Annotated in this window: 16 protein-coding genes; 10 read left to right on the top strand and 6 right to left on the bottom strand. The window is 73.5% G+C overall.

Annotated features, from left to right (window positions below):
* Nucleotides 1-212: 212 nt before the first annotated feature.
* The 3 genes from ACIBG6_RS32765 to ACIBG6_RS32755 all read right to left on the bottom strand — a co-directional run bounded on the left by ACIBG6_RS32765 (nucleotide 213) and on the right by ACIBG6_RS32755 (nucleotide 3,837).
* Nucleotides 213-386: a CsbD family protein gene (locus ACIBG6_RS32765; RefSeq protein WP_399226351.1), complete on the bottom strand. Its 174-nt coding sequence runs from the start codon at nucleotides 384-386 to the stop codon at nucleotides 213-215.
* 95 nt (nucleotides 387-481) lie between these two features.
* Nucleotides 482-2,212, bottom strand: a complete 1,731-nt coding sequence (locus ACIBG6_RS32760) for a thiamine pyrophosphate-dependent enzyme (protein WP_399226350.1) — start codon at nucleotides 2,210-2,212, stop codon at nucleotides 482-484.
* Nucleotides 2,213-2,244: 32 nt separating this feature from the next.
* Nucleotides 2,245-3,837 carry an FMN-binding glutamate synthase family protein gene (locus ACIBG6_RS32755; RefSeq protein WP_399226349.1) on the bottom strand — a complete coding sequence of 531 codons (1,593 nt, stop codon included), beginning with the start codon at nucleotides 3,835-3,837 and terminating at the stop codon, nucleotides 2,245-2,247.
* A gap of 120 nt (nucleotides 3,838-3,957) precedes the next feature.
* On the opposite strand from ACIBG6_RS32755, the gene ACIBG6_RS32750 reads away from it, so the two are divergent.
* Together ACIBG6_RS32750 and ACIBG6_RS32745 are read left to right on the top strand one after the other, a co-directional pair.
* Nucleotides 3,958-4,329 carry a hypothetical protein gene (locus ACIBG6_RS32750; RefSeq protein ID WP_399226348.1) on the top strand — a complete coding sequence of 124 codons (372 nt, stop codon included), beginning with the start codon at nucleotides 3,958-3,960 and terminating at the stop codon, nucleotides 4,327-4,329.
* 99 nt (nucleotides 4,330-4,428) lie between these two features.
* On the top strand, nucleotides 4,429-4,590 hold the full coding sequence (locus ACIBG6_RS32745) for a DUF5670 family protein (RefSeq protein ID WP_033211473.1): 162 nt from the start codon (nucleotides 4,429-4,431) through the stop codon (nucleotides 4,588-4,590).
* A gap of 81 nt (nucleotides 4,591-4,671) precedes the next feature.
* Here the strand turns inward: ACIBG6_RS32745 and ACIBG6_RS32740 are convergent, their stop codons facing one another.
* A complete protein-coding gene (locus ACIBG6_RS32740) occupies nucleotides 4,672-4,899 on the bottom strand; it encodes a DUF5133 domain-containing protein (protein ID WP_399226347.1) in 228 nt (75 codons plus the stop codon).
* Nucleotides 4,900-5,189: 290 nt separating this feature from the next.
* On the opposite strand from ACIBG6_RS32740, the gene ACIBG6_RS32735 reads away from it, so the two are divergent.
* The 4 genes from ACIBG6_RS32735 to ACIBG6_RS32720 all read left to right on the top strand — a co-directional run bounded on the left by ACIBG6_RS32735 (nucleotide 5,190) and on the right by ACIBG6_RS32720 (nucleotide 13,519).
* Nucleotides 5,190-9,218: a HAMP domain-containing protein gene (locus ACIBG6_RS32735; RefSeq protein ID WP_399226346.1), complete on the top strand. Its 4,029-nt coding sequence runs from the start codon at nucleotides 5,190-5,192 to the stop codon at nucleotides 9,216-9,218.
* A gap of 115 nt (nucleotides 9,219-9,333) precedes the next feature.
* Nucleotides 9,334-11,862 (top strand): SpoIIE family protein phosphatase, encoded by a 2,529-nt coding sequence (locus ACIBG6_RS32730; protein WP_399226345.1) that lies wholly within the window; start codon nucleotides 9,334-9,336, stop codon nucleotides 11,860-11,862.
* A gap of 51 nt (nucleotides 11,863-11,913) precedes the next feature.
* Complete coding sequence (locus tag ACIBG6_RS32725) at nucleotides 11,914-12,282, top strand: STAS domain-containing protein (RefSeq protein ID WP_399226344.1); 369 nt, start codon at nucleotides 11,914-11,916, stop codon at nucleotides 12,280-12,282.
* Between the two features lie 61 nt (nucleotides 12,283-12,343).
* Complete coding sequence (locus ACIBG6_RS32720; RefSeq protein WP_399226343.1) at nucleotides 12,344-13,519, top strand: PP2C family protein-serine/threonine phosphatase; 1,176 nt, start codon at nucleotides 12,344-12,346, stop codon at nucleotides 13,517-13,519.
* A 118-nt stretch (nucleotides 13,520-13,637) separates the two neighbouring features.
* Here ACIBG6_RS32720 and ACIBG6_RS32715 read toward each other — a convergent pair whose 3' ends face one another.
* Entirely contained in the window at nucleotides 13,638-14,150 is a 513-nt protein-coding gene (locus ACIBG6_RS32715) for a MarR family winged helix-turn-helix transcriptional regulator (protein ID WP_399226342.1), read from the bottom strand.
* 107 nt (nucleotides 14,151-14,257) lie between these two features.
* Here ACIBG6_RS32715 and ACIBG6_RS32710 point away from each other — a divergent pair, with 107 nt between their 5' ends.
* Both ACIBG6_RS32710 and ACIBG6_RS32705 read left to right on the top strand, forming a co-directional pair.
* Nucleotides 14,258-15,469, top strand: a complete 1,212-nt coding sequence (locus tag ACIBG6_RS32710) for a PP2C family protein-serine/threonine phosphatase (protein WP_399226341.1) — start codon at nucleotides 14,258-14,260, stop codon at nucleotides 15,467-15,469.
* Between the two features lie 112 nt (nucleotides 15,470-15,581).
* A complete protein-coding gene (locus tag ACIBG6_RS32705; RefSeq protein ID WP_399226340.1) occupies nucleotides 15,582-16,067 on the top strand; it encodes an ATP-binding protein in 486 nt (161 codons plus the stop codon).
* A 100-nt stretch (nucleotides 16,068-16,167) separates the two neighbouring features.
* On the opposite strand, the gene ACIBG6_RS32700 is transcribed toward ACIBG6_RS32705, so the two are convergent.
* On the bottom strand, nucleotides 16,168-16,425 hold the full coding sequence (locus tag ACIBG6_RS32700) for a WhiB family transcriptional regulator (RefSeq protein ID WP_399226339.1): 258 nt from the start codon (nucleotides 16,423-16,425) through the stop codon (nucleotides 16,168-16,170).
* Between the two features lie 345 nt (nucleotides 16,426-16,770).
* Between ACIBG6_RS32700 and ACIBG6_RS32695 the strand changes: the two genes are divergently transcribed.
* Together ACIBG6_RS32695 and ACIBG6_RS32690 are read left to right on the top strand one after the other, a co-directional pair.
* Entirely contained in the window at nucleotides 16,771-16,899 is a 129-nt protein-coding gene (locus ACIBG6_RS32695; RefSeq protein ID WP_399226338.1) for a hypothetical protein, read from the top strand.
* A gap of 205 nt (nucleotides 16,900-17,104) precedes the next feature.
* Nucleotides 17,105-17,530, top strand: a complete 426-nt coding sequence (locus ACIBG6_RS32690) for an SsgA family sporulation/cell division regulator (protein WP_399226337.1) — start codon at nucleotides 17,105-17,107, stop codon at nucleotides 17,528-17,530.
* The last annotated feature ends 206 nt before the right edge of the window (nucleotides 17,531-17,736 follow it).

Genomic DNA, 17,736 nt, shown 5'->3' with positions numbered 1-17,736 from the left:
AGGCGGGAGTGCGGGCGTACGGGGGCGAGCAGGGCGGCCGCCCGCTGCTGGGCGACGGCCGGGGGGGGGGCGGGGGGCGGCGGGGGGGGGGGGGGGGGGGGGGGGGGGGGGGGGGGGGCGGGGGGGGGGGGGCGGCGGCGGCGGGGGGGGGCGCCGCGGGGGGGCCCCCCCCCCCCCCTCTCCGTGCCGGACGAGGTCCGTCGTCCGTCGGATCAGTGCTTGAAGGCGTCCTTCGCCTTCTCCTTCGCGCCGCGCGCGTCGCCCTTGGCCTGTTCGGCCCGGCCTTCCGCCTCGAGACGCTCGTCGTCGGTCATCCGGCCGACCGCCTCCTTGACCTTGCCCTTGGCCTGCTCGCCCTTGGCCTTCATCTTCTGCTCACCGGACACGAGGGATCACTCCTTCTCCGTGCGACACATCTGACAACAGAACGCCTCGCCGGAATCGGTGAGAACAAACCCATGGAAATCCGGCGCTCCACCGCTCAGCGCGCACCGGAGGGGAGGTTCTCCTTGATCTTGGCGATGGCGAAGCCCCACCCCTGCGACACCGTCGGCTTCCCCGGCACGGCCACCTCCGAGGGGTTGGTCAGCACGTCGAGGAGGACCGGGCCGGGGAGGGCGAGCGCCTTGCGCACGGCTTCGTCCAGCTCGCCCGGCGCGGTGACGCGGATGCCGGTCAGCCCGAGCGCCTCGGCCACCGCGGCGAAGTCGGGGTTGTCCAGGACCGTGCCGAACTCGGGAAGCCCCGCCTGCTCCTGCTCCAGCTTGACCATGCCGAGGCGGCGGTTGTCGAAGACGACGAGCTTCACCGGCAGCCGCTCGGAGCGGATGGTCATCAGGTCGCCGAGCAGCATGCCGAGTCCGCCGTCGCCGCAGAAGGCCACGACCTGCCGGTCCGGCGCCCACAGCTGCGCCCCGATGGCCTGGGGCATGGCGTTGGCCATGGAGCCGAGGTTGTAGGAGCCGATCAGCCGGCGGGTGCCGCGCATCCGCACGAGCCGCGAGAGCCACACGGTGGCCATCCCGGTGTCCGAGGTGAAGATCGCGTCGTCGGCGGCGTGGCGGTCGACGGCCACCGCGAGGGCCTCGGGACGGATGTCCGCCTCCCGGTTGTCGAACATGGCCCGCACCCGTCCCAGCAGCCGCCTGTCGTGGGCGGGGTCGGCGAGGTCGGCCTGGCCCTTCTGCCAGTCCGCGTACCGCTCGCGGGCCTCGTCGAGGTGGGAGCGCGACGGGACGGGCGCCAGCAGCGGCAGCAGGGCCCGCAGCGTCGCGCCCACGTCCCCGGCGAGCCCGACGTCCACCGGAACGCGGCGCCCGAGGTGCTCCTCGCGGGTGTCGATCTGCACGATCCGGCAGTCCTCCGGATACCAGTCCCGATAGGGGAAGTCCGTCCCGAGCATGATCAGCGTGTCGCAGGAGTCCATGGCGTGGGCCGCGGCCGGATTGCCGATGAGGCCGGTCTGGCCGACCTCGTACGGGTTGTCGTCCTCGAAGCCCTCCTTGCCCTTCAGGGTCAGCACCATCGGCGCCGAAAGCAGCTCGGCGGCGCGCAGCACCTCCTCGCGGGCCTCCCGGGCGCCGCGCCCGACCAGGAGGGTGACCCGCGAGCCCCGGGAGATCGCCTCGGCCGCCTCGGCGAGCGCCGGGTCGTCGGGGCGCGTGACGGCCGGGCGCGGCAGCGCGAACCGCGTCGGCCGGTCCTCCTCGACCTCCCGGTCGCCGAGGTCGCCGGGGACGGTCAGCACCGCCACGCCCCGCCCGGTCACGGCCGCCCGCACCGCGGACTCCAGCAGCCGGGGCATCTGGGAGGGGGAGGTCACGGTGGCCCGGTACACGGCCACGTCCCGGAAGAGTAGGTCGTTGTCGACCTCCTGGAAGTAGTCCCCGCCCATCTCCGACAGCGGCACCTGGCCGCAGATCGCCAGGACCGGCGCCCCGCTCTTGGCCGCGTCGTACAGTCCGTTCAGCAGGTGCACCGAGCCCGGTCCCACGGTGCCCATGCAGACGGCCAGTTCTCCGGAGAGCTGGGCGCGCGCTCCGGCGGCGAAGGCCGCCGCCTCCTCGTGGCGGAAGCCGGTCCAGTCGATGCCCTCGGTGGTCCGGATGGCGTCGGTGAGCGGGTTGAGCGCGTCGCCGACCACGCCGAAGACACGGCCGACACCGAGGTCCGCGAGGCCGTCGACGATCACCTGTGCGACAGTGCGAGTCATGGGGTCTCCCTTCACTGTGGACGTCGACCGGTTCACCGGAGGGTGAACCGGTCCGGATGAGCTGCCTTCCAGTCGCCTGCCCACGTGTCCGGAACCGATGCGGGCGACAGGAGCTGACCGGGTTCGAGCGGTTCGTACAGCTCGGCGTGGGACCGCACGGCGTCCGGTCCGACCCGGCGCAGCAACATGCCGGGCCCCAGCTCCCGGGGGCCGTCGGCACCCATGGCGGCCATGAGCGCGAGGGCGCTCCGGACGGTCGCCTCCTGGAAGCGCCGGACCCGCTCCGCCTTGTCCTGGACGTCGAGGGCGCGGGCGCGCCGGGGGTCCTGGGTGGCCACCCCGACGGGACAGGTGTTGGTGTGGCAGCGCTGGGCCTGGATGCACCCGAGGGCGAACATCATGGCCCGGGCGGAGTTGGTGTAGTCGGCGCCCTGGATCAGCCGCTTGACGATGTCGCTCCCCGTGGCGATCTTGCCGGAGGCGCCGATCCGGATCCGGTCGCGCAGCCCCGTGCCGACGAGGGCCCGGTGCACCGTGGTCAGGCCCTCGGTGAGGGGCAGGCCGACGGTGTCCGCGAACTCCAGCGGGGCGGCGCCCGTGCCGCCCTCCGCCCCGTCGACGACGATGAAGTCGGGCGTGAGGTTCTCCTCCAGCATCGCCTTGCAGACGGCGAGGAAGTCGCGGCGCGCGCCCACGCACAGCTTGAAGCCGACCGGCTTGCCGCCGGAGAGCTCCCGCATCCGGCCGAGGAAGCGCACCAGTTCCCGGGGGGTCCGGTAGACGCGGTGGTACGGCGGGGAGAGCACCGTGCGGCCCTCGGGGACGCCGCGGACGGCGGCGATCTCCCGGCCGACCTTGGAGCCGGGCAGTACGCCCCCGATGCCGGGCTTCGCGCCCTGGCTGATCTTCAGCAGGACGCAGGCGACCTGGTCGAGCGCGGCCTTCTCGGCGAACCGCCGCGAGTCGAAGCCGCCGTCCTCGGCACGGCAGCCGAAGTACCCGGTCCCGATCTCCCAGACGAGGTCGCCGCCGGGGGCGAGGTGATGCTCCGATATCCCGCCCTCGCCGGTGTCGTGGGCGAAGCCGCCGCGCCGGGCGCCCTCGTTCAGGGCGCGGACCGCCCGGGCCGACAGGGAGCCGAAGCTCATCGCCGACACGTTGAGCAGGGCCATGTCGTAGGGCCGGGCGCAGTCGGGGCCGCCGATCCGGACCCGGGGCGGCTCGTCCGGCACCGGGCGCGGGGCCATGGAGGGGACCAGGTACTCGGTGCCGGTCCGGTCCAGCTCCAGCTCGGTGCCGAAGGGGTCCTCGGCGTCCGTCCCCTTCGCCCGCTCGTACACGATGGACCGGGTGTCCCGGTCGAAGGGCACGCCGTCGACGTTCCCCTCGACGAAGTACTGCTGCACCTCGGGGCGGATCGCCTCCATCGCGAACCGCAGGTGCCCGAGGAGCGGGTAGTTGCGCAGGATCGAGTGGCGCCGCTGGACGACGTCGTACGACGCGACCGCGGCGAACAGCAGGGCGGGTCCGGCCGCGCACCACCACCACGGCGACACCAGGACGGCCGCGAGGCCGGTGGCGAGCGCGGTGAGGACGGGACAGACCACGAGCAGTGACGTCACCATGGACGGCCGTCTGTCCCGGACCGGCGCGGTCAAGCGCGCGCGAGGGGAACGGGCGGGGGCGGGACCGGTGGGCCAGGGTCCACCAGGTTTAGCGTGCGGGAGTCCGGCGAGACGATGCCCATGAGTGCTTCGGAGAACAGCGAACAGAACCAGTTCCCCTGGACCGGCCCCTACGCCGTCCCGGACTACCCCGACCTGACGCGGGTGGACGACCCCGACGTGAACGAGGGGTACGAGCCGGCCGATCTCGGGGAGCTGCGCGTCCTGCCCGCGCCGTTCGCCGAGAAGGCCCGCGCGGCCGCGTCCGTGGCCCGCGGCGCCGGGAGCGACCTGTGGGCCGCCGCGCGTGCGCACCGGACCGTGTCGGCCTGTGCCGCCGCCGGCACGGCGGCCGCGCTCGCCCTCGCGTACGGGTGGGGGCGCCGGGCCGGGCGCCGGGCCGCGCGGCGCGACCTCGGCCCGGCGGCCCTCTTCTTCGCACGCCGCGGCTGAGCGGGCGGCGCTTCCCGCCCCCGTACGAGGCCGGTGCGTGTGTACGCCGTCCGGCCGTCCCTCTACCTACCGTCACCGTCCTTACGGAGGTCGATCCGCATGGTCCCCCTGCTTCTCGTCCTGCTTCTCGTCCTGCTCCTCTTCGGCGCCGGCTTCGCCGTCAAGGCGCTCTGGTGGATCGCCGTCATCGTGCTCGTCCTGTGGCTGCTGGGCTTCGTGGCCCGGCCGAAGGGCGGCACGGGCCGCTGGTACCGCTGGTAGGCGGCCCCGCGGCGCGCGCCCGCCCGTGGCGTGACCGAGCCCGGCACCTCCGTGCGGAGAGCGCCGGGCTCAGCCGTGTGCTCAGGCGCTCAGCACCGAGTCGTCCTCGGGGCGCGCGTCCGGCAGCCGATGGCGGGCCGCGATCAGCGCCGCGTCCACGTCACGCGTACCGGTGGAGACGCACAGCGTGTAGGTGAGGTCGTCCATGCGCCGCCGTACTTCTTCGCCGCCGTTCTCGGCCTGGAGCACCTTGAGCGTCTCGTACTGCTCGATGAGATTGCGCAGGACCGCGGGGTGGGCCATCAGCACGTACTGCTCCCCTCGTCGTCGGGGCGGGGACCGCCCGGTTCGACGCGCGCGTACCCCGGTCGCGGCGTCGTATGCCCTCCGCCCCGGGCCGGAGAGGGCGGGTTCCGGCCGGATGACGTGGCTGACTTGGCACCACCCTCCTCTTGTCGATCACGGAGGGGTAGTGTCGTCATGATTGCCGTACGGCAACGATTGCGGCAGCCGGAGCCTCCCGGGGGAGCGGACGTCCGGCGCGTGGCGTGGGCCGCACGGTCCGTGTGCGCAAGCTTGGTGGGGAACGAGGATGGGGCATGTCTGAGACGACGACCAGGGGCTCCTCCGGCCGGGAACACCCCGGACCGGCCGCGGTGGTCGAGCCTGAACTCCGTCAGCTGCTGGCCGGGCTGACAGCCGTGCGGGACGGCGACTTCGGCACCCGTCTGCCGGACGAGGCGGACGGGCTGATGGGCGAGATCTCGCAGGTGTTCAACGGGATGGTCGACCAGCTGTCCCTGTTCACCTCCGAGGTGACGCGGGTGGCGCGCGAGGTCGGCACGGAAGGGACGCTCGGCGGGCAGGCCGCCGTGCCCGGTGTCTCCGGCACCTGGGCCGACCTGACCGACTCGGTGAACGCGATGGCCGGCAACCTCACCACCCAGGTCCGTGACATCGCCCAGGTGGCGACGGCCGTCGCCAAGGGCGACCTCTCCCAGAAGATCGACGTGGACGCGCGCGGCGAGATCCTGGAGCTGAAGAACACCATCAACACGATGGTCGACCAGCTCTCGGCCTTCGCCGACGAGGTCACGCGCATGGCGCGTGACGTGGGCACCGAGGGCATCCTCGGGGGGCAGGCCGACGTGAAGGGCGTTTCCGGTACCTGGCGCGACCTGACCCACTCCGTCAACTCGATGGCGGGGAACCTCACCGCGCAGGTGCGGGCGATCGCCCACGTCGCCACCGCCGTCGCGGGCGGCGACCTGTCGAAGAAGGTCGACGTGGACGCCCGGGGCGAGATCCTGGAGCTGAAGACGACCATCAACACGATGGTCGACCAGCTCTCGGCCTTCGCCGACGAGGTGACCCGGGTCGCCCGCGAGGTCGGCACCGAGGGCAACCTAGGCGGCCAGGCCACCGTCCGGGGGGCCTCGGGCACCTGGAAGGACCTGACCGACAACGTCAACGTGATGGCCTCCAACCTCACCGGGCAAGTGCGCTCGATCGCCCAGGTCGCCACCGCCGTGGCCCGCGGCGACCTCTCCCGCCGGATCACCGTGGAGGCCAAGGGCGAGGTCGCCGCCCTCGCCGACACCATCAACACCATGGTGGACACCCTGTCCGCCTTCGCCGACGAGGTGACCCGCGTCGCCCGCGAGGTCGGCACCGAGGGCCGGCTCGGCGGCCAGGCCAGGGTGCCGAACGTGGCCGGCACCTGGAAGGACCTCACCGACAACGTCAACTCCATGGCGAACAACCTGACCGGACAGGTCCGCAACATCGCCCAGGTCACGACCGCCGTCGCCAACGGCGACCTGTCGAAGAAGATCGACGTCGACGCCCGGGGCGAGATCCTGGAGCTGAAGACGACCATCAACACGATGGTCGACCAACTGTCCTCGTTCGCGGCCGAGGTGACCCGCGTGGCCCGCGAGGTCGGCAGCGAGGGCCGGCTCGGCGGCCAGGCCGAGGTCGAGGGGGTTTCCGGTACCTGGAAGCGGCTGACCGAGAACGTCAACGAGCTGGCGGGCAACCTCACCCGCCAGGTTCGCGCCATCGCCGAGGTCGCGAGCGCCGTCGCCGAGGGCGACCTCACCCGCTCGATCACCGTCGAGGCGTCGGGCGAGGTGGCCGAGCTCAAGGACAACATCAACGCCATGGTCGGCTCGCTGCGCGAGACGACGCGGGCCAACCAGGAGCAGGACTGGCTCAAGTCCAGTCTGGCCCGGATGTCCGCGCTGATGCAGGGCCACCGCGACCTGGCCGTCGTCGCCGAACTCGTCATGGACGAGCTGACCCCGCTCGTGGCCGCCCAGTACGGCGCGTTCTACCTCGCCGAGGAGGGCGCCGACGGCGTCGAGCTGGGCCTCGTCGGCTCCTACGGACGCCCCGCCGGCGGCCAGGACCGGGTCCGCTTCCGGCTGGGCGAGTCGCTCGTCGGACAGGCCGCCCGCAGCCGCCGCGCCATCGCCGCCGAGAACGTCCCCGCCGACTACGTCACGATCTCCTCGGGTCTCGGCAGCACGTCCCGGGGCAGCCTCGTGGTGCTGCCGGTCGTCGTCGAGGAGCAGGTGCTCGGCGTCATCGAGCTGATGTCCTTCAGCCCCTTCACCTCCGTGCACCGGGACTTCCTGGAACAGCTCATGGAGACCGTCGGCGTCAACCTGAGCACCATCGTCGCCAACGCCCGCACCGACGAACTCCTGGACGAGTCCCAGCGCCTTGCCGGCGAACTCCGCTCGCGCACCGAGGAACTCCAGGTGCGGCAGGAGGAACTCCAGCGCTCCAACGCCGAGCTGGAGGAGAAGGCGGCCCTGCTCGCCACGCAGAACCGCGACATCGAGGCCAAGAACCTCCAGATCGAGCAGGCCCGGCAGGAGCTGGAGGACCGCGCACAGCAGCTCGCGCTGGCCTCCACGTACAAGTCGGAGTTCCTGGCCAACATGAGCCACGAACTGCGCACCCCGCTCAACAGCCTGCTGATCCTGGCCCAGTTGCTGGCCCAGAACCCGACCCGCAACCTCACGGCCAAGCAGGTCGAGTACGCCGGCATCATCCACTCGGCCGGATCCGACCTGCTCCAGCTGATCAACGACATTCTCGACCTCTCCAAGGTGGAGGCCGGGAAGATGGACCTCAACCCGGAGCGCGTGCCCCTGCGCAGGCTCCTCGACTACGTCGAGGCCACGTTCCGCCCCCTCACCTCGCAGAAGAGCCTCGCCTTCGAGGTCTCCACGGCCCCCGGCGTCCCCGTCGACCTCGTCACCGACGACACGCGGCTCCGGCAGGTGCTGCGCAACCTGCTGTCGAACGCCGTCAAGTTCACCGAGCACGGCAGCGTCGAGCTGCGCATCGAACCTGCCTCTGACGGCGAGTTGCCCGTGTCCGTGCACCGCGGCGGCCCCGTCGTCGCCCTCCGCGTCGCCGACACCGGCATCGGCATCGCCCCGGAGAACCTGGAGGCCATCTTCGGCGCCTTCCAGCAGGCCGACGGGACGACCAACCGCAAGTACGGCGGCACCGGCCTGGGCCTCTCCATCAGCCGCGAGATCGCGCATCTGCTCGGCGGCGCCCTCACCGTCACGAGCGTGCCCGGCGAGGGCAGCACCTTCACCCTCTACCTTCCCGTCGCCCGCACCGACTTCACCGAGCAGCCCGACCCCGCCGCCCCGCCGGCGGACCCCTCGGCGGCGCTCACCGTCCCGGCCCCGGCCCGGGGCGGCGCGCTCGCGCTGCCCGGCGCCCCGACCGCCCGGCCGACCCGGCGCCTCCTCGTCATCGAGGAGCGTCCGCGCGGGCTCCTCGCCGTCGTCGCCGAGAACGCGGTCACCCAACTCGCAGCCGACGGCGGGCACACGGGCCGGGCCGACATCGAACTGATCGCGGTCGTCGGCCCCCAGGAGGCCGCCTCCGCGCTCGCCACCCAGCCGTTCCACTGCGTCGTGCTCGACGTCGACATGGCGGACGGCGACGCCCTGCGCTTCCTGGGCGCCATGGACGGCGACGAGGCGCTGCGCACCGTCCCCGTCCTCGCCCACAACAACCGCCGGCTCCCCGCCGACGAGGAGGGCGCCCTCCAGACCCTCGCCCGCCGCCGTCCGCTGGAACTCCTCTCCAGCCTCGACGAGCTGCGCGAGCGGATCGCCCTCCACCTGTCCGCGGATCAGCCCGGCGACGTCGTGCCCCTGGTGCGCGGCGACCACTGGGCGCCCGCGCCCCAGGCCATCGACACCACCCTGCGCGGCAGGACCGTCCTCGCCGTCGACGACGACGCCCGCAACCTGTACGCCCTCAGCGGCATCCTGGAGCTGCACGGCATCACCGTGCTGCACGCCGAGAACGGGCGGAAGGGGATCGAGACGCTCCTGGCGAACCCGGCCGTCGCCCTCGTCCTGATGGACGTGATGATGCCGGAGATGGACGGCTACACGGCGACCGCGCGGATCAGGGAGCTGCCGCAATACGCGGACCTGCCCGTGATCGCCGTCACCGCGAAGGCCATGCCCGGCGACCGGGAGAAGAGCCTCGCGTCCGGGGCCAGCGACTACGTCACCAAGCCCGTCGACGCCGACGAACTCATCGCCTGCGTCAGCCGCTGGCTCGACGGCGGGGCGGCCTCGTGACCGCCCCCGCGGGACCGCCCCGCGCTCCCCGCCCGGCCCCGGAGCGCCGGTCCGGCGCACCCCGGCCCCGCCCGCACGGCTGCCACGCGGCTGCCCCGACCGAGGAGTCGCCGACGTGAGTGGCCCCCGCTTCCCGGGCGGAGACCCGTCCGCCGGCCTCCCCGAGGCAGGCGCCGCCGCGCTCCCGACCCCCGGCACTGCCGTCCCGTACCCCGCCGACGGCGCGCCGGCCGTCGCGCTCCCGACCCCCGGCACTGCCGTCCAGCACCCCGCCGACGGCGCGCCGGCCCTCGCGTCCGCCGACGGCCGGCTGGCCGCCACGGTGGAACGGCTGCGCGGCGAGGTGCGCGCCGCGCACGCGGCGGCCGAGGGCCGCGCCCTGATCGAACTCGCCAAGGGGGTCATCGTCGAGCGCCTGGGCTGCGGCCCCGCCCAGGCGGCTCGCCAGCTCGCGGAGCTCGCCGACCGGGCCGGACTGTCCCGGCTGGAGCTGGCCGCGGACATCATCAACCAGACGGCCCGGGACCGGATGGCCGAGGCAGCGGAGGAGTTCGTGAGGACGGCCGTCGGCGAGCCCGCCGCCACCGCCCCCGACGCCTCGGTCGCCGTGCGGCTGCGCACGGCGGAGAGCGCGGCGCTCAGCGCCGACGACACCCAGGCCGTCGCCGAGTCGCTGCTCCGGCACGCCCTCGAACCCCTGGGCGCCGTCGCCGTGGCGATCTGGACCACCGGCCCGGACACCTCGCTGAGCCTGCGCGGCCACGCCGGGTTCGGCCTCGACGAGGCGGCCCGCTGGCACTACGTGCCGCCGGGGGTGACCACCGCGGCCCGCCAGGCGCTCATCGGGCGCCGCACCGTCCGGTACGCCTCCCTGGCGGCCGCGGGCATCCCCTCGATCGGCCGCGCGCGCCATCCCGACGGCGGCCGGATCGTCGTCCCCGCCGGGACCGGCGGCCGCATCCACGGCGTCCTGGAGATCTGCTGGGCCCGTCCGCTCGACCCCCTGCCGCAGGCCGTGGAGCGCCAGATCGAGGCCCTCGCCGAGCTCTGTGCCCACACCCTGGAGGCGCTGCCCGAGGCGTCCCCCGCGGGCTCGCCCGCCCCCGGCGGCTTTCCGGTCCCCGGCGGCCACGGGGCGCCGGCGCTGGCCGAACTCTCGGACGGGCTCTACGACCCCGCCCTCGTCCTCACCCCCCACCTGGACGAGGCGGGGAAGCTCGTCGACTTCCGCATCCGGCACGCCAACGCGCACTTCCGGGATCCGGCCGGACGGCCCCGCGGCTCCGTCGACGGGGCCCTGCTCCTGGAGGCGTACCCGGCGACGGCGGGCGGCAGCGAACTCTTCGAACGGATCGAGCGGGTGTACGCCACGGGGGAGCCGTTCCGCGCCCGCCGGGCCCGGCTCACGGCCCTGGTGGACCAGGTGCCGCTCGCCTCGCTCGCCGACATCAGCATCAGCCGGTACGGCGCGAGCGTCCTGCTCATCTGGCGCGTCGAGGACGAGTCGGCACGCCTCGCCAGCCTCCTCCAGCACGCCCAGCGCCTCGGCCGGGTCGGCGCCTTCGAGGAGGACGTCGTCGCCGGGGACATCACCTGGCACGGCCAGCTGTACGAGCTCTTCGGTCGCATGCCGACGGAGCCGCCGGTCGCCCTGCGCGACCTCGCCGCCCACGCCCACCCCGACGACGCCGACACCATCCGCCGCTTCCTCCGGAAGGTGCTGCACCAGCGGCGGGTGGGCTCCACCGCCTTCCGCATGCTCCGCCACGACGGCGTCACGCGGCACATCCGGGTGACCGCCGAACCCGCCCTGGGCACCGACGGCGCTCTCCAGGCAGTCCGGGGGGCCTACCAGGACATCTCGGCGCAGCACTGGACCGAGGTCGCCCTCACAGCGACCCGCGACCGGCTGGCGGAGACGGAGGAGGCGGCCGAGGAACGCAACCGGCTCACCCTCCAGCTCCAGCACGCCATCATGCCGCCGGTCAAGCCGCCGCTCGACGTGCCGGGACTCGACGTCGCCGTGCGCTACCGTCCGGCCGAGTCCGAGTCCCTGGTGGGCGGCGACTGGTACGACGCGGTCGTGCTGCCGTCCAAGAAGGTGCTCCTGTGCGTCGGGGACGTCGCCGGCCACGGCGTGGAGGCCGCCACCGGCATGGTGGTGCTGCGCAACGCCCTCCGCGGCCTCGCCGTCACGGGAGCGGGCCCGGGGCAGCTGCTGTCCTGGCTCAACAGCGTCGCCCACCACCTCACCGCCCATGTGACGGCCACCGCCGTGTGCGGCATCTACGACCCCGGGAGCCGCACGCTGCGCTGGGCCCGCGCGGGACACCTCCCGCCGGTGCTGGTCCGCGGGGACGAGGCGCTCGACCTGCCGCTCCTGGGCGGGCTGCTGCTGGGGGCCCTCGCGGAGGCCGAGTACGAGGAGACGGAGCTGCGGCTCGAACCCGGCGACACGCTGCTGATGTACACGGACGGGCTCGTCGAGCGGCGGGACACCGTCGTTCACGATTCCGTCGCCCAGCTGCTCACCGTCGCCCGGCAGCCGTCCGACAGCCTCGAACGCCTACTGGACCGGCTGCTGGCGCGCAGCAAGTCGGACACGGACGACGACACGTGCGTGGTCGGTGTCCAAGTGTCATGACCCCGTCCGTCCGCCCCAAGACCGGCCCGCCCCCCATGGAAAGCAGGGAACATGTCCGAGCGAGAACCGAACCTGGATGTCGACGTCGAGATCCGTGACGACCGCACGGCGGTGCTGACCGTCGAGGGTGAGCTGGACATGGAGACGGCCGGCCGGCTGCAGGACCTTCTGACGGAACAGTTCGGCCAGGGGCGGCGCCGCCTCGTGCTGGACCTGTCCGCCCTCGGCTTCATGGACTCCTCGGGGCTGAACGTCCTGATCAGGGCGGTCAACAGGGCGCGGGAGACCGGCGGCGACCTGTATCTCGCCGCGCCGACCCCGGCGGTGCGCCGCATCCTGGAGATCACCGGCGTCACGACGATGACCCCGCCGCACGACGGCGTGGCGGACGCGCTGGCCGCGGCCGGCGGCGCGAGATAGCAGACGGGCGGCCCGGTCCCCGTGCACGGGACCGGCCCAGGGAAAGAGGAAGAGGAGGACCGTGCACGAGATCGCCGAGATGGAGCAGGCGCTCCGCCGGGCGGCTCCGCACCGGCTCGTGGAGGTCGTCGAGGACGCCCTGAGGGAGCACTGCGGGGTGCTACGGGTGGAACTCCGCCTGGCCGACTACGGTTTGCGGACGCTCCAGCTCGTCGGGCACGTCTCCGGGGCGGATCCGTCGGTGCCGATCCACGACAGTCCCCAGGGGCGCGCCTTCGGCGCCCAGGAGCCGCACGTGGTCCGGGGGCCCGGGGCGGTCCGGCTCCACCTGCCCGTCACCGTCCGCGGGGACCGGCTGGGGGTGCTGACGGCCGAGCTGCCCCTGGAGGCCGACGTGAGGCCGCTGCTGTCGGTGCTCGCCCAGGTCTGCGAGGCGCTCGGCCACGAGATCCTGGTGGCGGAGCGCGACACGGACCTGTACGTCCTGGCGCGGCGTGCGACGCGGCTCACGCTCGCGGCGGAGATGCAGTGGCAGCTGCTGCCCGGCCGTTCCTGTGCACGTCCCGAGTTCGCCCTCGCCGCCCATCTGGAGCCCGCCTACGCCATCTTCGGCGACAACTACGACTGGTCGGTCTCGGACGGCCGGCTGACCCTGACGGTCACCAACGGCATGGGGGAGGGCATCGAGGCCGCCCTGCTGACGAACCTCGCGATCAACGCGCTCCGCAACGCCCGCCGGGCCGGCCTCCCGCTGCCGGACCAGGCGGCGCTGGCGGACCAGGCCGTGTACGCCCATTACCGGGGCGAGGCCTTCGTTTCGGTGCTGCTGCTCTGCTTCGACCTGGCCACGGGCGAGGTGGAGGCCGTGGACGCCGGATCGCCCCGTCTGTGGCGGCAGCGGGGGCAGGCGGTGGAGTCCGTCGGATTCGAGGCGCAGCTGCCCCTCGGCATGTTCGAGGACACCGTGTACGTGCCCGAGCGGTTCGCGGTGCGGCCGGGCGACCGGCTGCTGTTCGGCAGCGACGGCGTGTACGCGGCCGTCTCGCCCGCGGGGGAGAGCTACGGGGACCGGGCGCTGGCCCGCGCGCTGCGGGGGACGCGGCTGTTGCCGCCCACGCACGTGCCGCAGGCGGTGCTCCGGGAGCTCGCCGTCCACCACGGCGGCAGCCCGCTGGAGGACGACGCCCTGGTCGTCTGCCTCGACTGGCACGGAACCGTGTCAACAGTTGCCGCGTGACAACTGTATCCTTGGGGCAACACCTGGCGGGTGCCCGGAAGAACGCCGTCAAGGACGACCAGAGGTGGCAATGAGGACATGGGGTGTGCGCCCGGCCGGAGCCGGCGTCGCGCGGGGATCAGGCCGAACTGACGTCCTTCAGCGGCGTGCGGGCGGGTGACGAGGCGGCCGCTCCGCTCCCTCCCACGGCCTCGTGGAAGCCGGTGAGCCCCCGTAGCAGCGCCTTGCGGCTCGTCGGCGACATGTCCGCGATGACCGCGAGCAGGGCCTCCTCGCGTTGGGCCCTGAGGTCCCGCAGGTACGCCTTGCCGTGCACGGTCAGGTGTAGCTCCAGCTGTCGACGGCTCACGGGGCTGGGCAGCCGCTGCACGAAGCCCAGCGCCTCCAGCCGGTCGCACATGCGGCTCACCGAGGGCGGTGCGGAGCCGAGCAGGTCGCCCAGGGTGCGCAGGCTGATGCCCTCCTCGCGGTCCAGGCTGTACAGCACGCGCAGCTGACTCGCCGAGACGGGTGTCGACGACACCATGTCCCGGCCGCGCTCCCACAGCACCTCCAGCAGCTCGATGAGCTCCCGGGCGGACTCGGCCGTCCGCTGCGGTTCCCTCGGCGGCGGGGCGGGGTTGCCGTTCATGCCTGCCGACCCTCCTCGGACGTCCCGGGCCGCTTACGGCGGCCTTGCGACGGACCGGTCATCTCCACATCTCTCCAGAAGGCGGTACGGATCCGGTGGATCGACACGTGACAGTGGGAGGCGCACTGCGCGGGGCGGCACCACACCTCCTCCTGGACTCCCTCCGTACCAGTCTCGCGCACCTGCACGCCGCGACCTCCGCCGACCTGCTGCTCGTCGACTACGGATTCACGACCCTGCGCCCCGTGGAGCCCGTCCAGACACCGGCCGGGATACCGCACGCGCCCGTGGACGCGGGCCCCGCCGGCCGCGTCTTCCGCACCCAGCAACCATATCTTTTCCGTGATGTCGGGCCCACGGCGACCGTTTACCTGCCCGTCACGGTCCGCGGCGACCGGTTCGGCGTCCTGGTCGTCGTCCTGCCCGCGGACCGGTCCACCCCGGAGACCACCGCGAGCCTCGCCCGGGTCGCCGAGGCCCTCGGACACGCCCTGCGCGTCGCCGACCGCCACACCGACCTGTACCGCCGCACCCGCCGGACGCACGCCCTCAGCGTCGCCGGGGAGATGCAGTGGGACACCCTGCCGGGCCGGGCCTGCGCCGGACCGGCCTTCGACCTCCACGCCCACTGGGAGCCCGCCTACACCTCCGGAGGACACCTCCTGGACTGGAGCGCCACCGAGCGGGACTTGGTGATCGTCGTCGCCGACGGCGCCGGCCCCGGCACCCCGGCCGCCCTGGCGAGCACCCTCGCCCTGACGGCGATCCGCAACGCCCGGCGGGCCGGGCTCGACCTGGTGACCCAGGCCAGCCTCACCGACCAGGCGCTCTACGGGCAGTACCGCGGCGAGCACCCGCTCTCCGCGCTGCTGCTCCGGCTCGACCTGACCACCGGCGAGGCCGAGGTGGTGGACGCCGGGTCGCCGACGCTCTGGCGTGTCCGCTCCACCGTGACCGAGCGCATCGAACTGGACCGCCAACTGCCCCTGGGCATGTTCGAGGACACCGTCTACGCGCCCCAGCGCCTGCGCCTCCGGCGTGGCGACCGGCTGGTCTTCGTCGCCCACGGCACCGGAGAGCCGACGGCCGGCGACGGGCACGAGGCGCCGGACGAACCCGCCGCCCGCGCCCTCATCGGCGCACGCCGACGGAAGGGCGCGGACGTCCCCCGTGCCGTCGTACGGGCGCTGCGCGGGACACCCCGTGGCGCGCCGGACGCCGTCCTCGTACTCTGCCTCGACTGGCGCGGCCACGAGGCCGGGACCCGGGCCGAAGGACGGCACGGGGGGCCCACGCCGACCGCGCCGGCGTCCCCTTGACGCGCTGTCGGCGGGTGTGATCCACGTGCGGGCGGTGTGGGAATCATGAAGAGGGGAAATACGGGTACGAGGAGCGCAGCCGCCGACCCAGGACGAGGGGAGTACCAGCGCCATGACGGACGCGATCACCGCGGAGCGGGCGGTCCCGGAGCCTTTGCTGTCCGCGGGTGCCGTCTACGACGACGCCTCCCGCGGCGGGGCGATCGCCTCCGCCCGCGCCTTCACGGCCGAGTTCCTCGCGGCCGCCCCGATCGTGCTGCCCGTACCGGTCCGTGAGGAGCGCGTCGAGCTCGCGCAGCTGGTGGTCAGCGAACTGGTCACCAACGCGATACGGCACACGGCCGGCCCCTGCCGGCTCCTCCTCGAACTGGGCCGCGACAACCTGGAGATCTCGGTCTTCGACCAGGAGACCGCCGCCCCCGTGCCCCGCGGCCACGACCCCCGCCGCATCGGTCAGCACGGCGTCGAGATCGTCGTCGCCGTCTGCGAGAGCCTGACCGTGGAGCCCGCCCCGGAGGGGAAGCGGGTCCGCGCCCGCCTCTCCCTCCTGCCGGAGTACGCCGACACGGCGCACCCGCCGGACCGGCGATCGCGCTGACGCCGCGCTGACGCACCGGCACCTCACCGGCCCGCCAGGCGCATCACGGCCCGCGGGGACGCCGGGGGCCGTGATGCAGCGGCCGGTCACGGGCGGCCGGTCACCGGCGGTCGTTCGCCCGGCGGCGGGACCGGCGTTCCAGCGCATGCCGCTCGGCCTCGGTCAGGCCGCCCCACACGCCCGACGGCGGGTGCGGCTGCGCCAGGGCCGAGCGCAGGCACTGTTCGCGTACCGAGCAGCGCCCGCAGACCCTCTTCGCCTCCTCCGCCTGGACGAGGGCGGGGGAGCCGGTCCCCACCGGGAAGAACAGATCGGGGTCGACCTCCTGGCAGGCCGCGGCCGCACGCCAGCCGTCCATGTGAGCCTCCTGGTACATGAGTAGGGATTCGTGTCCCCGTTCGCCTGACCGTTCGTCCGTCCGTGAAACCCGGGCGGGACCGCTCCGGCGCGTCACCGGGGCCCTCGCCGCGGACCGCGGGGGACGGGCGCGACGCTCCACCACGTCATCGCCACACCGACACCGAACACCAGGACCAGCATGACCGGCACGACGGAATCCTTCCGGGAGCGGACCGCGTATCGAGGATCCGACTGACCGCGAACACCACGCCGAAACGCCTTCCTCCGTCATGAATCCGGAGGGCCGGGGAGCGCGGAACGGTGACGTCCACGCCGCTCTCCAGGCTGGGAACCGGTCATCGGGGTGGAGACGACACAGGTCAAGCAGGCCCAGCGGTTCACGGCGGAACACCGCGTACTCCTGGAGCAGATCGCCGGGCAGGCGCCGCTGCACGAGGTCTGGGCGGAATGGCCCGCGCGAGAGAGGAGATGAACTGTCGCCGGAGGACCTCGTGGTCTCCGTCCTCCTCGCCGACCGCGAGGCCTCGCCCCGCCGGTCCCTGACGGCCTTTCACAACCTTCACCCGATCGCGACACCATCGGCACATCCAGCACGGCGGCGCGAGGTGTAACAGGGACGGGACGGGTCAAGCGGACACCGCACCCGCTCGCTGACAGCCCCTCAGCCGGAGGACCCCATGCCCCAGCACCCCGTCGCGCCGCTCCCCGCACCGCGCGTCCTCACCCAGCCCATGGCCATGGAACTGCTCACCCCGGACGCGGCGGTCCGGATCGACACCGCCGTCGGCTACGACTCCCGCGACCCCCACGCCCTGAGCATCGCCTTCCACCTCCTCGGCGAGGACCCGGTGGTGTGGCGCATCGACCGCGAGATGATCCTCGCCGGATCGCTCCAGCCCACAGGCGAGGGCGAGATCCGGCTCCGTCCCGCCCCCCACGGCGGACTCCTCCTGCGGCTCGGGCAGGCGGGACAGCGCGCCGTGGTCAGGTGCGAGCAGGAGGCACTCGGCCGCTTCGTGCGCGACACGTTCGTCCTGGTGCCGCAGGGCACGGAGGAACGCCACATCGACTGGGGACCGCTGCTCGCGTCCCTGAGGCGCTGAAGTGCGGTGCGCCGGACTGCCGTACGGGGACGACACCCGTCCTCGTACGGGGCCCGTGGAGCGGCTCCCTCAGCCGGGACGGCCGGGGGCGGCCGGGTGGGAACAGGCCGTCACACCGGCGGCGGTACGGTCCCGACCGAGCGCCGCCAGGTGCTCGCGCGTCCAGTTCCGGGCCGTCTTCACGCAACACGTGAGGAGTTGGTGGG

This window comes from Streptomyces sp. NPDC050842, assembly GCF_044456565.1.
In the GTDB taxonomy this organism is placed as follows: domain Bacteria; phylum Actinomycetota; class Actinomycetes; order Streptomycetales; family Streptomycetaceae; genus Streptomyces.
This window is presented reverse-complemented; position numbering and strand designations above follow the sequence as displayed.

What these genes read in the sequence shown, in the direction of transcription:
- ACIBG6_RS32760 (WP_399226350.1), bottom strand. Translation starts at nt 2,212, where the DNA reads ATGACTCGCACTGTCGCACAGGTGATCGTCGACGGCCTCGCGGACCTC.
- ACIBG6_RS32755 (WP_399226349.1), bottom strand. Translation starts at nt 3,837, where the DNA reads ATGGTGACGTCACTGCTCGTGGTCTGTCCCGTCCTCACCGCGCTCGCC.
- ACIBG6_RS32750 (WP_399226348.1), top strand. Translation starts at nt 3,958, where the DNA reads ATGAGTGCTTCGGAGAACAGCGAACAGAACCAGTTCCCCTGGACCGGC.
- ACIBG6_RS32745 (WP_033211473.1), top strand. Translation starts at nt 4,429, where the DNA reads ATGGTCCCCCTGCTTCTCGTCCTGCTTCTCGTCCTGCTCCTCTTCGGC.
- ACIBG6_RS32735 (WP_399226346.1), top strand. Translation starts at nt 5,190, where the DNA reads ATGTCTGAGACGACGACCAGGGGCTCCTCCGGCCGGGAACACCCCGGA.
- ACIBG6_RS32725 (WP_399226344.1), top strand. Translation starts at nt 11,914, where the DNA reads ATGTCCGAGCGAGAACCGAACCTGGATGTCGACGTCGAGATCCGTGAC.
- ACIBG6_RS32715 (WP_399226342.1), bottom strand. Translation starts at nt 14,150, where the DNA reads ATGAACGGCAACCCCGCCCCGCCGCCGAGGGAACCGCAGCGGACGGCC.
- ACIBG6_RS32705 (WP_399226340.1), top strand. Translation starts at nt 15,582, where the DNA reads ATGACGGACGCGATCACCGCGGAGCGGGCGGTCCCGGAGCCTTTGCTG.
- ACIBG6_RS32700 (WP_399226339.1), bottom strand. Translation starts at nt 16,425, where the DNA reads ATGGACGGCTGGCGTGCGGCCGCGGCCTGCCAGGAGGTCGACCCCGAT.
- ACIBG6_RS32690 (WP_399226337.1), top strand. Translation starts at nt 17,105, where the DNA reads ATGCCCCAGCACCCCGTCGCGCCGCTCCCCGCACCGCGCGTCCTCACC.